Origin of the sequence: Tenacibaculum aquimarinum (assembly GCF_022478115.1) — a bacterium.
Taxonomy (GTDB): Bacteria; Bacteroidota; Bacteroidia; order Flavobacteriales; family Flavobacteriaceae; genus Polaribacter; species Polaribacter aquimarinum_A.
In genome coordinates this window covers 258,206-273,842 of the sequence record NZ_JAKGSC010000003.1, presented here as the reverse complement: position 1 = coordinate 273,842, position 15,637 = coordinate 258,206, and the positions used below count along the sequence as shown (strand labels likewise).

General features: G+C 31.3%; 14 protein-coding genes. 11 read left to right on the top strand and 3 right to left on the bottom strand.

Annotated features, from left to right (window positions below; genetic code table 11):
• Positions 1-8: 8 nt before the first annotated feature.
• From L1S33_RS09395 to L1S33_RS09355, 9 genes are read left to right on the top strand one after another with little or no spacing between them, the layout of a single operon-like run.
• Positions 9-527 carry a DinB family protein gene (locus L1S33_RS09395; RefSeq protein WP_240562127.1) on the top strand — a complete coding sequence of 173 codons (519 nt, stop codon included), beginning with the start codon at positions 9-11 and terminating at the stop codon, positions 525-527.
• Positions 527-817 (top strand): DUF1272 domain-containing protein, encoded by a 291-nt coding sequence (locus L1S33_RS09390; RefSeq protein ID WP_240562126.1) that lies wholly within the window; start codon positions 527-529, stop codon positions 815-817. Before L1S33_RS09395 ends, L1S33_RS09390 begins: the two co-directional genes overlap by 1 nt.
• A 3-nt stretch (positions 818-820) precedes the next feature.
• Positions 821-1,336 carry a GNAT family N-acetyltransferase gene (locus tag L1S33_RS09385; RefSeq protein WP_240562125.1) on the top strand — a complete coding sequence of 172 codons (516 nt, stop codon included), beginning with the start codon at positions 821-823 and terminating at the stop codon, positions 1,334-1,336.
• 2 nt (positions 1,337-1,338) lie between these two features.
• A complete protein-coding gene (locus tag L1S33_RS09380) occupies positions 1,339-1,998 on the top strand; it encodes a pyridoxamine 5'-phosphate oxidase family protein (protein WP_240562124.1) in 660 nt (219 codons plus the stop codon).
• Positions 1,999-2,044: 46 nt separating this feature from the next.
• Positions 2,045-3,334 (top strand): hypothetical protein, encoded by a 1,290-nt coding sequence (locus tag L1S33_RS09375; protein WP_240562123.1) that lies wholly within the window; start codon positions 2,045-2,047, stop codon positions 3,332-3,334.
• A gap of 1 nt (position 3,335) precedes the next feature.
• Positions 3,336-4,505, top strand: coding sequence for a THUMP-like domain-containing protein (locus L1S33_RS09370; RefSeq protein WP_240562122.1), 1,170 nt, complete (start codon positions 3,336-3,338; stop codon positions 4,503-4,505).
• A 53-nt stretch (positions 4,506-4,558) separates the two neighbouring features.
• Positions 4,559-5,359 (top strand): formate dehydrogenase accessory sulfurtransferase FdhD, encoded by an 801-nt coding sequence (gene fdhD / locus L1S33_RS09365; RefSeq protein ID WP_240562121.1) that lies wholly within the window; start codon positions 4,559-4,561, stop codon positions 5,357-5,359.
• Complete coding sequence (locus L1S33_RS09360) at positions 5,349-7,640, top strand: FdhF/YdeP family oxidoreductase (RefSeq protein ID WP_240562120.1); 2,292 nt, start codon at positions 5,349-5,351, stop codon at positions 7,638-7,640. The genes fdhD and L1S33_RS09360 overlap by 11 nt, the downstream gene beginning before the upstream one ends.
• A 7-nt stretch (positions 7,641-7,647) precedes the next feature.
• Entirely contained in the window at positions 7,648-9,174 is a 1,527-nt protein-coding gene (locus L1S33_RS09355) for a hypothetical protein (RefSeq protein WP_240562119.1), read from the top strand.
• Positions 9,175-9,205: 31 nt separating this feature from the next.
• On the opposite strand, the gene L1S33_RS09350 is transcribed toward L1S33_RS09355, so the two are convergent.
• On the bottom strand, positions 9,206-10,378 hold the full coding sequence (locus L1S33_RS09350; RefSeq protein WP_240552707.1) for a GlmU family protein: 1,173 nt from the start codon (positions 10,376-10,378) through the stop codon (positions 9,206-9,208).
• 114 nt (positions 10,379-10,492) lie between these two features.
• Here L1S33_RS09350 and L1S33_RS09345 point away from each other — a divergent pair, with 114 nt between their 5' ends.
• A complete protein-coding gene (locus tag L1S33_RS09345; protein WP_240562118.1) occupies positions 10,493-10,873 on the top strand; it encodes a 6-phosphogluconate dehydrogenase in 381 nt (126 codons plus the stop codon).
• A complete protein-coding gene (locus L1S33_RS09340) occupies positions 10,866-11,414 on the top strand; it encodes an acyl-CoA thioesterase (RefSeq protein WP_240552709.1) in 549 nt (182 codons plus the stop codon). The genes L1S33_RS09345 and L1S33_RS09340 overlap by 8 nt, the downstream gene beginning before the upstream one ends.
• 205 nt (positions 11,415-11,619) lie before the next feature.
• Here the strand turns inward: L1S33_RS09340 and L1S33_RS09335 are convergent, their stop codons facing one another.
• Both L1S33_RS09335 and carB read right to left on the bottom strand, forming a co-directional pair.
• The gene (locus tag L1S33_RS09335) at positions 11,620-12,624 is read right to left on the bottom strand and encodes a sugar kinase (RefSeq protein ID WP_240562117.1); all 1,005 of its coding nucleotides are present in this window, start codon (positions 12,622-12,624) and stop codon (positions 11,620-11,622) included.
• Between the two features lie 144 nt (positions 12,625-12,768).
• Entirely contained in the window at positions 12,769-15,624 is a 2,856-nt protein-coding gene (gene carB, locus L1S33_RS09330; protein WP_240552712.1) for a carbamoyl-phosphate synthase large subunit, read from the bottom strand.
• Positions 15,625-15,637 lie beyond the last annotated feature (13 nt).

The window sequence follows — 15,637 nt, the reverse complement described above, 5'->3', positions numbered from 1 at the left end:
ACAACAAAATGACAAAACAAGATTTACAGCCTACTGAATATAACGAATATTACGCAAGATACATTGATTCAGTTTCTGATGAAACAATATTAATTCCAGCTCTTGAAGAGGATAAAAAAATGGTTATAGATTTCTTTTCTTCTGTACCAAAAGAGAAATTAGAATTCCGTTATCAACCAGAAAAATGGAGCATAAAAGAAGTATTGCAACATATTATTGATACAGAACGTATTTTTATGCATCGCTTATTAAGAATTGCCAGAAAAGACAAAACTCCTTTACCTGGTTACGATCAAGATGTATATATTGAGCCTTCTGGAGCAGACAACAAATCTATTGAAGCGTTAACGCACGAATTTACAATTACACGTTTGTATACAATAAACTTAATCAATAGTATTTCTGAAGAAAACTTAAAAAATATGGGAACGGCAAGTGGTTCACCAATGTCTGCAAGAGCTTGTGCTTTCTTATTATTAGGACACAGCATTTGGCATATTAACGTTATTAAAGAACGCTATTTATAATGCTAGAAATTAGGCCTAATTGCGAACATTGTAATAAAGATTTACCAAACACTTCAACCGAAGCAATGATTTGCTCTTTTGAATGTACCTATTGTAAAACTTGCGCAACAGATCTTTTTGATAATGTTTGCCCAAGTTGTTCCGGTAATTTTATTGAAAGACCAATTAGACCTTCAAAAATGATTGAAAAATATCCAGCTTCAGAAACCAGAATTTTTAAACCAAAAGATTTAAAAAAAGCGAAACTAAATTCCGAAGAATACAAAAATATACTACCAAAAAACAGGTGATTTATGATAACAATAAGAAGAGCCACAGAAAATGATGCAACACACATTGCTTTATTAGGTAGAATTACCTACACAGAATCTCATGGAGATTATATAGAGGACAAACAAAACTTATTAGATTTCTACAAAAAACATTATTCGGTTTCTCAAATTAGAAAAGAATTAAATGATGAAGAAAATTTATTTTGGATTATTTTTTCGGATGAATTACCAATTGGTTTTGCTAAACTTTGTTTAGATGTAAACCACCATGATTTAAAAGATAAAAAAACTTGCAAATTACAGCGTTTATATATTTTGAATGATTTTTTAGCATTAAAAATAGGTTCTCAAATGCAAGATATCATATTAAAAACCGCAACGGACTTAAACTATAAAAATATCTGGCTAACGGCATATTACAAAAATACAAAAGGAATTAAATTTTATAAAAGGTACGGTTTTAATCAAATTGGAAGTATCGATTTTTATGTTGGTGAAACTAATTATGAAAACTTAATATTTGCTAAAGAATTATAAAGATGAAAGAATACGAAAAGTCTAAATTGAACAGAGTAAAACGCGGTCAAAACAGAGCAACCTATGATGTTGAGAAAATAAACACCATTTTAGATGCTGGTTTTTTATGTTATGTTGGTTACATCTACGACGGAAAACCAATTACCATTCCAATGGCGTACACAAGAAGAGACGACAAAATTTACATTCACGGTTCCACTGCAAACAGAATGTTACTCTCAATTCTAGAAAGCGAAGAAACTTCAATAACTGTAATGCATTTAGACGGATTGGTTTTAGCGCGTTCTGGCTTACATCATTCAGTAAATTATCGTTCAGTTACACTTTTTGGTAGTTTAAATAAGATTGAAAAAGACGAAGAAAAAACAGCAACTCTAAAATGGATTGTCAATCAAATGATGCCAAATCATTGGGATTCTCTTCGACCAATGTATCAAAAAGAATTAGACAGAACTTTAGTAGTTGAGTTTACTATTGAAACTGCTTCTGCAAAAGTTAGAGATACTGGCGTTGCAGACGAACCTGAAGATTACGCTTTGCCAATTTGGGCAGGAATTGTGCCAATTAAACAAGTAGCAGAATATCCTATTTCAGACAAAGGAAAGCCAGAAGAAATGGGAATTCCACAACATGTTTTAGATTATTACGAAAAAAACAAGTAACAATATCTTCAAATTATTGATATTTTTGCAATCTAAATAATCAATCATGAAGAATTTTTTCAAATTTATTTTATTACTATTAGTTTTATTAATTGCCTTTGTTGGTATTTATTATGTTGTTAATAATGAAAAACTTCCTGAAGGAAAACAAGGAGTTGAAGCAGATGCTTTAGCTACCAAAATGTTAAGCGCAATTAATAACGAAGCTTTTAAAAACACTGAAGTTATTGAATGGTCTTTTAGAGGTGTACATAATTACAAATGGTACAAACAACAAGAAAGGGTTAGCGTTTCTTGGGATAATAATTGGGTAGAATTATTTTTTAAAAACCCAGATAAAAACAAAGTTTTTATTGATGGAAAAGAAGTAAATAATCCAGCACTTATAAAAACAGCTACTGACTTTTTTAACAACGATTCTTTTTGGCTAGTTGCGCCACACAAAGTTTTTGACAACGGAGTTGAACGCAGTTTAGTAAAACACAACGATAAAGATGCCTTAATGGTTACCTATACTTCTGGAGGAACAACTCCAGGAGATTCATATTTATGGATTTTAGACGAAAATGGTTTTCCTACAGATTATAAAATGTGGACAAAAATTATTCCGATTGGTGGCGTTTCTGCCACTTGGTCTGATTGGAAAACAACAGAAGCTGGTTTTAAATTACCTACAAAACATACACTTTCTTTATTTGGAATGGAGTTAAATATGGGAGAAGTTAAAGCTTCTAACCCAAATGCAGATAATTTAGCGAATGAAATATTAAAAGCGATAAACCACGAAGCCTACAAAAAAACAAATACTATTGAGTGGAGTTTTGCTGGTCGTAGAAATTATAAATGGGACAAGAAAAATCATATTGTTGAAGTTTCTTGGGATACAACTAAAGTTATTTTACATCCAAATAATTTAGAAAAAAGCGCCGTGTTTTTTAATGATAAAAATTCTTCTTCAAAAAATACAGAAACTATTAAAAAAGCTGAAAGCCTTTTTAACAACGATTCTTTTTGGTTAGTAGCTCCACATAAATTATTCGAAGACGGAATAATTAGAACAACAGAAAACATAGATAACAAACAAGCTTTAAGAGTAACATACACAACTGGAGGTTCTACACCTGGAGATTCTTATGTTTGGTTGTTAGATGAAAATAACGTCCCTAAAAGCTATTTAATGTATCTAAAAAGCCGAGTTCAAAAAGGAAATACTGAAGGTATGCCAGCAACTTGGGAAGATTGGATTACAACCGAAAGCGGAGCATTATTACCAACAAATCATTCTTTTGGAAATGGCGGTAAATTAAGCATGGGAACTGTTAAAGGTTACAACTAATTTGGACATACATATTTTACATACTGATGTTCAAAATTTTATAAATGACAACTTAAACTCAGACATTACAAAGCTGATTTTAAAAGGGAGTCCATTTAAAGGTATTTCAATTCAAAAATTGTCTAATCAAATAGTTAGTAAACAAAAATCTAAAAACAAACTACCTAATTGGTTTACAACAGAAAACATTTTTTATCCACCAAAAATTAGTATTGAACAAACGTCTTCCGAAGAAACTGCGCGTTATAAATCGAGCTTAGTTTCTGGCGAAAATTTAATTGATATTACTGGCGGTTTTGGTGTAGATTGTTACTACTTTTCTAAAACTTTTAAGAATGTAATTCATGCTGAAATCAATGTCGAATTATCAGAAATTGTTACACACAATTACAAGCAACTTCAAATAAAAAACATACAAACAATTGCTTCTGACGGATTCGAGTTTCTGGAACAATCAACTCAAAAATTCGACTGTATTTACATTGATCCTTCTCGTAGAAACGATGTAAAAGGAAAAGTTTTTTTACTGAATGATTGCTTACCAAATGTTCCTAAAAACATAGATTTTCTATTTACAAAAACAGATACCATTTTACTCAAAAATTCGCCAATGTTAGACATAACAAGCGGAATTAATGAATTAAAATTTGTAAAAGAAATTCATGTTGTTGCTTTAAAAAATGAAGTAAAAGAAGTATTATTCTTATTAGAAAAAGGCTACACAGATTCAATAAGTATTAAAACAATCAATCTTCAGAAAAACAGCAATCAATTATTTAATTTTGAATTATATCAAAATAATGATCCCGAATATTCAGAGCCACTCACCTATTTATACGAACCCAATTCAGCAATATTAAAATCGGGCGGATTTAATCAAATTACAAGTAAACTAAACGTAAAAAAACTTCATCAACATTCACATTTATATACTTCTGGAAAATTAGAAGAGTTTCCTGGAAGAGTTTTTAAGATTCTTACTATTTCATCATATGATAAAAAGCAATTAAAAAAACTTCAAAAAGCGAATATTACTGTAAGAAACTTCCCAAAAACAGTAGCAGAAATTAGAAAAGAAACCAAGATTAAAGATGGCGGTGAAAAGTATCTTTTCTTTACAAAAGATTTAAATAACAAATTAATAGTTATCGAAACTACTAAAAACAAGTAGCTTTTTCTTTTCTGAGAAGTAGTATTGCAAATACTTTCTTACCTTTGAAAAAGATGCAAACAACCACTTATCAAGCTATAAAAATTAATGCTCAAGAAGCATCAAAAATCGATGATACTCTTGTTATTGAAGCTCCGTTACAAATTAACATCAACAACGAAGCTTATACAGTTGTTATGCGAACTCCCAATAACGATATTGAATTAATTAGAGGCTTGCTTTTTGCTGAAGATATTTATAAAAACAAAGAATCGTTTTCAACTGAAATTATAGAAGAAAAGGAAGATTTTTCAACCATAATTAATGTTAGTATTCCGAAGGAAAAATTAGGAAAAGGATATCTAAACAAAAGAACTTTATTATCAGTTTCTTCTTGTGGAATCTGTGGAAAAAAAGAGCTTTCAGACATTGAAGTTTCTGGAAATAAATTAGCGAATACAACTTCATTCTTTCAAACAGAAATTAAGCAAATGTTTCTAAAAATGAAAGAATTACAAGAAGCATTTCATTTCTCTGGAGGAAGTCATGCAGCAGCAATATTCAATAAAAACAAAGAACTTCTTTCTATAAAAGAAGATATTGGTCGGCATAACGCAGTAGACAAATCAATTGGAGATTTATTATTGAATAACAAATTAAACGAAGCTAAAATACTATTAGTAAGCGGTAGAGTTTCGTATGAAATTGTTTCCAAAGCATTTTTTGCAAAAATACCGATTATTGTTGCAGTTTCGGCTTGTTCAAGTTTAGCGGTTGATTTTGCAAAAGAGTTCGGAATTTGCCTAATTGGCTTTAGTAGAAACGATAAAATGACAATCTATTCAAATCCTCAATATATACAATATGAGCGATAAAAAAATACACGCACAACCGCCAGAAAAACTAACTGGTATAGCACTTACTGAGATTCCAAAATCAGCAGTTGGTGTAAAAGCTATAAAATCTGCAATTACTCATGTAACCAAAGAAGTTGGTTTTGCAAAAGGAATTGAGTTGTTATCAAAAATTAACCAAATTGATGGTTTTGATTGCCCAGGTTGCGCTTGGCCAGATCCAGATGAAAAACGTGCTTTCTTAGCTGAATATTGTGAGAATGGTGCAAAAGCAATAGCAGAAGAAGCTACAAAAAACAGAGTTTCTCCACTATTTTTCGCAACACATTCTGTACAAGAAATGTCTACTTGGTCTGATTATGAAATTGGTAAAAGTGGAAGAATTACACATCCGATGTACTTAAAAGAAGGTTCTGATAATTATGAGGAAATTTCGTGGAATGATGCATTTAGTCTTATCGGAAAAGAACTAAATTCTTTAACTTCTCCAGACGAAGCAATTTTTTATACTTCAGGAAGAACCAGTAATGAAGCCGCATTTTTATATCAACTTTTTGTGCGTCAATTTGGAACAAATAATTTACCTGATTGCTCTAACATGTGCCACGAAAGTAGTGGTGTTGCACTTTCTGAAACTTTAGGAATTGGAAAAGGCTCGGTTACTTTAGATGATTTTAATCATGCTGATTTGGTAATTGTTATGGGACAAAACCCTGGAACAAATCATCCAAGAATGCTAACTGCATTAAGTGAAACAAAAAAACATGGTGGAAAAATAATGACGATAAATCCGCTTCCAGAAGTTGGTTTAATGCGTTATAATGATCCGCAAAATCCATTAAAATGGATTGGTAAAGGGCAACAATTAACCGATTTATTTTTACAAGTAAAAATTAACGGAGATGTTGCACTTTTAAAAATAATTTTAAAGTTGATAAAAACTCGCGAAGAAGAAAAAGGCGGTGTTTTCAATCATCAATTTATAAAAGAAAAAACACAAGGTTTAGAAGAATTTCTTTCTGAATTAGACACGTATTCTATTGAAGAATTAGTACCGCAAACTGGCCTTTCATTAACTCAAATTGAAGAAGCAACCGAACTCATCATCAATAATGACAAAATTATTATTTGTTGGGCAATGGGTTTAACGCAACACAAAAATGCTGTCGATAATATTCGTGAAGTTGTAAATCTTCTATTGTTAAAAGGAAGTATTGGTAAAAAAGGAGCAGGAACTTGTCCGGTACGCGGGCATTCTAATGTTCAAGGAGATAGAACTATGGGTATTTGGGAGAAACCAAAACCTGCTTTTTTAGATAGTTTAGAGAAAGAATTTTCATTTAAAGCACCCAGAAAAAATGGTTTTGATGTAGTTTCTGCAATTGAAGCAATGCACAAAAAAGAAGGGAAAGTTTTTGTAGGAATGGGCGGGAATTTTATCTCAGCAACTCCAGATACAGAATTTACTGCGGAAGCATTACAAAACTGTAATTTAACGGTTCAAGTTTCAACAAAACTAAATCGAAGTCATTTAATTCATGGTAAACAAGCATTGATTTTACCTTGCTTAGGGCGATCAGAAAAAGACAACCAAGAAACTGGAGAACAGTTTGTAACTGTTGAGAACTCCATGGGCGTTGTACATCAATCTAACGGACATTTAAATCCACTTTCTGAGCATTTATTAAGTGAACCTGCTATTGTTGCAGGTATTGCTGAAGCTACGCTTAAAAACTCTAAAGTTGAATGGAGTAAATTAATTGCTAATTACGATTTAATTCGTGATAAAATTGAAGCTACAATTCCTGGATTTGATAATTACAATAAAAGAGTTCGAATTAAAGGTGGATTCTATTTACCTAACAACGCAAGGGAAAACAACTTCTCTCCTACTTTAACAGGAAAAGCTAATTTCACCGTTAATAAACCGTCTGATATTGATTTGAAAGAAAATCAGTTTATGATGATGACTATTAGAACTCACGATCAATACAACACCACAATTTATGGTTTAGATGATAGATATCGTGGTGTTTTAAACGAACGAAGAATTATCTTTATGAATAAAGATGATATGAAAAATCAGCAATTAAAAAAATTAGATAAAGTTGATTTAGTGAGTCATTTTCAAGATGAAAAACGTGTAGCCAAAGGTTTTTTAGTAATTCCTTATGACATACCAAAACAATGTACAGCTACTTATTTTCCTGAAGCAAACGTATTAGTTCCAATAAAAAGTAAGGCTAAATTAAGTCATACTCCAGCATCAAAAACAGTAATTATTACTGTACAAAAAGCATAAATTAAAAATGAAAAAACTATTAGCTTTAATTTTATTGATTAGTTTTCAGCAAATAAACTCTCAAAAAACTCCTGAAAAGAAAACTCAAAAAGGATATTTTCAATTAGATTATTTATCAGTAAACATGACAGATAATCTTGGACAACCTGAAAAAAACATGGGTTTCACTGGAATTCATTATAATTTAGATTTCAATAATTTTTATACAGGAATTGGTCTTTACGGAAGTGTAAGCGGTAGACGCGGCGGTTTATTTACCTTAGGTGTAAATGCTGGTTACAAACACAATTTTAATGAAAACATTTTTACAGATATTGGAGTTCATTTAGGCGGTGGCGGTGGCGCAAGTGCTGCAGATGGTGGCGGCGCTTTTGTTTTACCGCATGCAAACATTGGCTATAATTTCAATGATTTTTCTATTACTGGAGGATGGAGTTACATCAACTTTTTTGATGGCGGAAGTATAAAAGAACATCAATTAAATGTTGGTGTACAAGTACCAATTAATTTCGACTATGCTTCATTTAAAAACCGAGAAAACAGTTTTTCTGTTGATGATTTAAAACCAACTGAATGGAATCAAAAAGCAAGTAAAATATCAATATTAGTTCATGCTAATAATTTAAAAGCAAAAGGAGATTCACAATTTACTGGAGGAACCTCTATTAAGGGAAGAACAATTAGATTGGCCGGTTTTGAGCTGAATTCTTACATTACCAATAATATGTTTGTTTTTGTAAGAGCAGATGGTGCTTACAGTGGTATTCCTGCTGGTTATATGGATGTATTTATTGGTGGTGGTTATCAATTTTGGATGAATAGAAATAGAACAAATATATTAGCAAAACTCGGTTTTGGTGCAAGCGGCGGCGGCGGTGTAGACACACATGGTGGTTTTTTAGTATATCCTGATGTTTCTATTGAACAAAAGATTTATGACAACTTTTTTATTGCAGCTAACGTTGGTTACACTGTAAAGCCAAGTGGTACTTTTAGCGCTTTAACTTATGGAGCAGGATTGAAATATTATGTTAGAAAAGACGGTATTAATTCAAATGGAAAAAAACTTACAAAAGGTAAATTTAAAGGAATAGAAACGATAGTAAAAGAAGACTTTTATATAAATGCTAAAAGAAATGGTGGTTTTGAACAAAACATGTATCAAATTTCTTTTCAAGCTAACTTTTTCTTAAATAAATACCTTTATGGAGCCGGACAAACTTCATTTGCTAACTTTGGTGATGCTGGCGCATATGCTGAAGGTTTAGTTGGTTTAGGAGCACAATCTAACACCTTTTTAAACGATAAAATTACTGCTTTTGGACAAATACTTGCTGGTGCAGCTGGTGGTGGCGGAATTAGTACAGGAGAAGGTTTAATAATAAAACCAAGTGTTGGTCTTAACTTTGAAATTAGTGACAACTTAAATCTTCGTGGAGCAGCTGGTTATGTAAAGGCTAAAGGAAATGGCTTAAGCAGTGCTTTTTTAAATTTTGGAGTAAGTTATAATTTCTCTTTTTTAAGTGCTAAATAAAAAAAGCCAGCAGTTTGCTGGCTTTTTTTATTTAATAATTTCTATACTGTTTCGTTTCCTCAAAGACATGTTCTAAAATAGCTTGTTCTTTTTCATCAAAAACTATATTTCTTCTACTCATTACAACTTTTGCAACCTCAAAAACTTTATTGGTTTTGTATTCTGTAAAACCAGAAGCTCCACCCCAACTATAAGAAGGAACAAAATTTCTTGGAAATCCACTACCAAAAATGTTAGCTGAAACCCCAATTACTGTTCCTGTATTAAACATGGTATTGATTCCGCATTTAGAGTGATCTCCCATCATTAATCCACAAAACTGTAAACCAGTTTTTGCAAAACCTCCTTTTTCATAACTCCATAATTTTACCTCAGCATAATTATTTTTTAAGTTAGAATTGTTTGTGTCTGCGCCTAAATTACACCATTCTCCAATTACTGAGTTTCCTAAAAAACCATCGTGTCCTTTATTAGAAAAGCCCATTAAAACAGAATTATTTACTTCTCCACCAACTTTACAAAATGGTCCTAAAGTTGTTGCTCCATAAACTTTTGCTCCTAATTTTAAAACTGAATCGTTACACATTGCTAATGCTCCACGTACAACTACACCTTCCATTACTTCAGCATTTTCTCCAATATAAATTGGTCCATTTGTAGCGTTTAAAGTTGCAAAAGTTAGTTTTGCTCCTTCTTCAATAAAAATGTCTTCTTTATTAATACAATTTACTCCATTTGGTATTGGCTCTGATTTTCTTCCTTCGGTAATAAAATCAAAATCGGCACGAATTGCTTTATCATTCAGCGAAAAAATATCCCAAGTATTTTTTATTTGCAATAAATCTTCTTCAAACTCTATATGTTTAAAATCTTCAAAATTTACTTCTTGGTTTTCTTCAGAATAAAAAGCAATTACATCTTCACCTTTAAAAATCGCCTCATTTTTAGACAGGTTTTTAACCATTATTACCAATTCTTTAGTTGGTAAAAAAGATGCATTTAACAATATATTTTCTTCCATTTCAACCATCGGATATTTAGCTTCTAAATATTCCTCCGTAATTGTAGTTGTGGTTAAACCCAAGTGCTTTTCCCACTTTTCTCTAATTGTTAAAATACCAACACGTATATCGGCAACTGGTTTTGTGTATGTAAATGGTAATAGTGAGTTTCTAACATCACCATCAAATAAAATATAATTCATTTTTATGCTTTTTTGAAGATATACAAACTTAACACTTTCCATTTACTTTACAAGTCTAAATATTAATGTTACTTTTGTTGTTATTCACTAATAGCAACGGAAATTTAAAATTCAATGAAAAAAATATTAGCAATCATTATTACTACCATCATTATAATGGCTGGTTTATATTATGCATTTATCTATTACATTCCTTATAGCGAAGGTGTTAGATCTGGCGAATTGATAAAAATTAGTAACAGAGGTGTTGCTGTAAAAACGTGGGAAGGAGAAATAAGTCAGGGAATTTCTGGCGCACAAATTTTTTCTTTTTCGGTTGAAGATAATAAAGTTGAAGTAATTGATAATTTACAAAAATATCAAGGCGGTTACGTTAAAGTAACATATATAGAGCGTTTTGGCACTTTCTTTTGGTTGGGAGACACAAAGTATTTTGTAACCAAAGTAGAACAAGAAGAATCACCACATTTTAGAGGCATTAAAAATGATGAATAGAAAATTTAAAAACATAGCAGAGTCGCAATTAAGTATTTCTGAATTGATGTTACCATCACATTCTAATTTTAGTGGTAAAATTCATGGAGGACATATTTTAAACCTAATGGATCAAATTGCATTTGCTTGTGCTTCTAAGCATTCTGGAAACTATTGTGTTACTGCTTCTGTAAATAAGGTCGATTTTTTAAATCCGATTGAAGTTGGCGAGTTAGTAACCATGAAAGCTTCCATCAATTTTACAGGAAGAACCTCTATGGTTGTTGGTTTACGTGTAGAGTCTGAAAACATACAAACTGGAATAAAAAAGCATTGTAATTCTTCTTATTTTACAATGGTTGCTAAAGATGAAAACGGAAAAAGCGCCCCAGTTCCTGGAATTATTTTAACCAATAAAAATGAAGTAAGACGTTTTGCCAGAAGTATTAGAAGGCAAGAACAGGCTAAAAAGAGAACTTCTCGTTTTAGCAGCGATACTTTTAAAATTGATGAATATTTACCTTTATTAGAAAGTAGTAATTCTAAATTAGAACTTAATTAAAGTATCTATGCTTAATTGTTGATTATAAACAATGTTTTACCTCTTTACTTTTTAATAAAAAAACACGAACTTCGCTAACGACTGATATAAGTCATTAAAACGACACATATCAGCGTAAGTTAGCGAAACATCAAAAAAAAGCATCCAATTTCAAAATAAATTGGATGCTTTTTTTATTATATAAAGTTTAAAACTCTTTTATATGCTAACGATTAACACGCGCAGAAGTATTACCTCCTAGCAAGCCCATTACTTCATCAACTGTTGCATAATTTACATCTCCTTCATACGTGTGCTTTAATGCACAAGCTGCATTACCAAACTGTAAAGATTTAAAATCGTCATAATGTTGTAACGCATAAATTAATCCTCCAGCAAAAGCATCTCCAGTACCAATTCTATCTACAATATGTGTTATTTCTAGGTCTTCAGTCTCTTTAAACTCAACACCGTTCCACATTCTTGCTCTTATTTTATGCCAAGAAGCATTTATAGCTGTCCTTACTTTATCAAAAACTTTTTCAATTGAAGGAAATTTTTCAATTAGCATTTTACTTGCTTCAATAAAATCTTCATTTGTATATGTAAAGTTTGTACCCAAAACTTCATTCATCTCATAAACTCCTCCAATAAAAATGGTAGAATAATTTAGTAATTCTGTTAAAACTTCTTTTGGGTCTTCACCATATTTCCATAAACCACTTCTATACGTAGGATCTGCAGATATTGTTATTCCTTTCTTTTTAGCTAAAATTAAACCTTCTTTTAGCGTTTCATAACTTCCTCTACATAAAGCAGGTGTAATACCTGTCCAATGAAACCACTTTCCTTTTTTTAAAGCCTTTTCCCAGTCTATCATTTCAGGGGTAATTTCTGAAAAAGAAGAATGCGATCTATTATAAGAAATAGAACTTGGTCTCATTACAGCACCAACTTCTAAAAAATAAACACCTAAAGGTCTTTTAGAATACACTATAGAAGAAGTACTAACTCCAAATTTATTGATATAAGAAACTGCTGTATCTCCAATAAAATCATCAGAAACACAACTAACATGTCTTACTTTTTCTCCAAAATTAGCAATAGAAACTCCAACATTTAGCTCTGTTCCACCAAAATAAAATTCTAATAAATTAGATTGTATAAACTTTTTATTTCCTCTAGGAGACAAACGCATTAATACTTCGCCAAAAGTGATTATTTTATTCATTTTAAAATTTTATGTTAGTTGTATTGCTTTAAGATTACTAAATATAGGAAAAAATCATTTATAAACTTAAATGTCTCTATATTATTATATTAAAAATAAAAAAGCACCCAAAAATGGGTGCTTTAGATATAAAATTTTAAGTATTTACTTACTCAAATACATTTTTCTACGTGAGTATAAATCGTAAAACTGATCGTCTTTTAAACTATCGATAAACAAAATGCTTTCTCCAGTCGATTTCATTTCTGGTCCAAGTTTCTTGTTTACATTCGGAAACTTGTTAAATGAGAATACTGGTTGCTTAATTGCAAAACCTTCTAATTGTGGATTAAAATCGAAGTCGGTTACCTTCTTCTCTCCTAACATTACTTTGGTTGCGTAATTAACATATGGCTCTTTATAAGCTTTTGCTATAAAAGGTACTGTTCTAGATGCTCTTGGGTTTGCTTCAATAATATAAACGATATCGTCTTTTATTGCAAACTGAATGTTTATTAAACCAACAGTTTTTAATTCTCTTGCAATTGTATGTGTATGATCTTTTATCTGTTGTAAAACAAATTCTCCTAAATTAAATGCTGGTAATGTTGCATTAGAATCTCCAGAATGTATTCCACAAGGCTCAATATGTTCCATTATACCAATAATGTATACATTTCCATCAGCATCACAAATTGCATCTGCTTCTGCTTCTATTGCGCCATCTAAATAATGATCTAACAATAGTTTATTACCAGGCATTCTGCCTAATAAATCTACTACATGCTTAATTAATTCTTCTTTATTGATAACAATTTTCATTCCTTGACCTCCTAAAACATAAGAAGGACGAACCAAAATAGGGAAATCTAATTGATCAGCTAAAACCAAGGCTTCATCTGCTGTTTCTGCAATTCCGAATTCTGGATAAGGAATTTTATTTTCTTGTAACATTGCAGAGAATCTTCCTCTATCTTCAGCAATATCTAAAGCTTCAAAAGAAGTTCCAATAATTTTAATTCCGTAACTAGTTAATTTTTCAGCTAATTTTAAGGCTGTTTGTCCACCTAATTGTACAATTACACCTTCTGGTTTTTCATGACGAATAATGTCATAAATATGTTCCCAAAAAACAGGTTCGAAGTATAATTTATCTGCTGTATCAAAATCTGTAGAAACCGTTTCTGGATTACAGTTAATCATAATTGTTTCGTAACCACATTCTGCAGCAGCTAAAACTCCATGCACACAACAATAATCGAACTCAATTCCTTGTCCAATTCTATTAGGTCCAGAACCTAAAACGATAATTTTCTTTTTATCTGTTACAACACTTTCGTTTGCAATGGTAATTTGTCCGTCTTCGGTTTCAATTTCGTTTTCGAAAGTTGAATAATAATAAGGTGTTTTTGCTTTAAATTCTGCCGCACAAGTATCAACTAATTTAAATACACGTTGAACTTTTAATTCTTCTCTTTTTGTATAAACTTCGCTTTCTAAACATTTTAGCATGTGTGCTATTTGCCTATCTCCATAACCTTTTTGCTTAGCCTCTAACAATAAATCTCTATCAAGAGTATCAATTGTATACGTAGAAATTTCTTTTTCTAGTTGAAATAACTCTTCATATTGTTTTAAATACCACATGTCAATTTTTGTGATATCATAAATCTTGCTTAATGGAATTCCCATTGCAATTGCATCATAAATTGCAAAAACACGATCCCAACTTGCATTGGTTAATTTATCTATAATTTGGTTGTAATCTGTGTAGCCTTTTCCGTCTGCACCTAAACCATTTCTTTTAATTTCTAAAGATTGTGTTGCTTTGTGAAGCGCTTCTTGGAACGAACGTCCAATTCCCATAACCTCTCCAACGGCTTTCATTTGTAAACCTAAAGTTCTGTCTGAACCTTCAAATTTATCAAAATTCCAACGTGGTATTTTTACAATTACATAATCTAATGTTGGCTCAAATAAAGCTGAAGTAGATTTTGTAATTCCGTTTTCTAATTCATCTAAAGTATAACCAATTGCTAATTTTGTAGCCACTTTTGCAATAGGATAACCTGTTGCTTTACTCGCTAAAGCGGAAGAACGAGATACACGTGGATTAATTTCAATAGCAATAATATCTTCCTTTTCATCTGGCGAAACTGCAAACTGTACGTTACATCCACCTTCAAAATCTCCAATAGAACGCATCATATGAATTGCCATATCACGCATTTTCTGATAGGTTTTATCAGAAAGTGTCATTGCTGGCGCAACTGTAATAGAATCTCCAGTATGAATTCCCATTGGATCCATATTTTCGATAGAACAAATAATTACTACGTTATCATTTTTATCACGTAGTAATTCTAATTCGTATTCTTTCCAGCCCATCATCGCTTTATCAATCATCACTTCGTGGATTGGCGATGCTTCTAAACCTCTGCTTAATAATTCGTCAAAATCTTTTGGATCATACACTATTGAAGCTCCCGCTCCACCTAACGTATAAGAAGACCTAATTACTAATGGAAACCCAAATTCTTGTGCAATTTCTTTACCTTTTAAGAATGATGTTGCTGTTGCTTGAGGCGCCATTGGCACTCCAATTTTAATCATCAATTCTCTAAACTGTTCTCTATCTTCGGTAACATTAATTGCATCAATATCAACACCAATTAATTTTACATCAAAATCTTTCCAAATTCCTTTATCATCAGCCTCAATACATAAATTTAATGCTGTTTGACCACCCATTGTTGGTAAAACTGCATCAATTTGTGGGTGTTCTTTTAAAATTTGAATGATTGATTTTGTTGTTAACGGTAACAAATAAATATGATCAGCCATTGAAGGGTCTGTCATAATAGTTGCAGGGTTAGAATTGATAAGAATAGTTTCAATTCCATCTTCACGTAAAGAACGTAAAGATTGTGATCCAGAATAATCAAATTCACATGCTTGACCAATTACTATTGGTCCAGATCCAATGATTAAAACTGATTTAAGGTCTTGTTGTTTAGGCATTTTAAAATTCTTG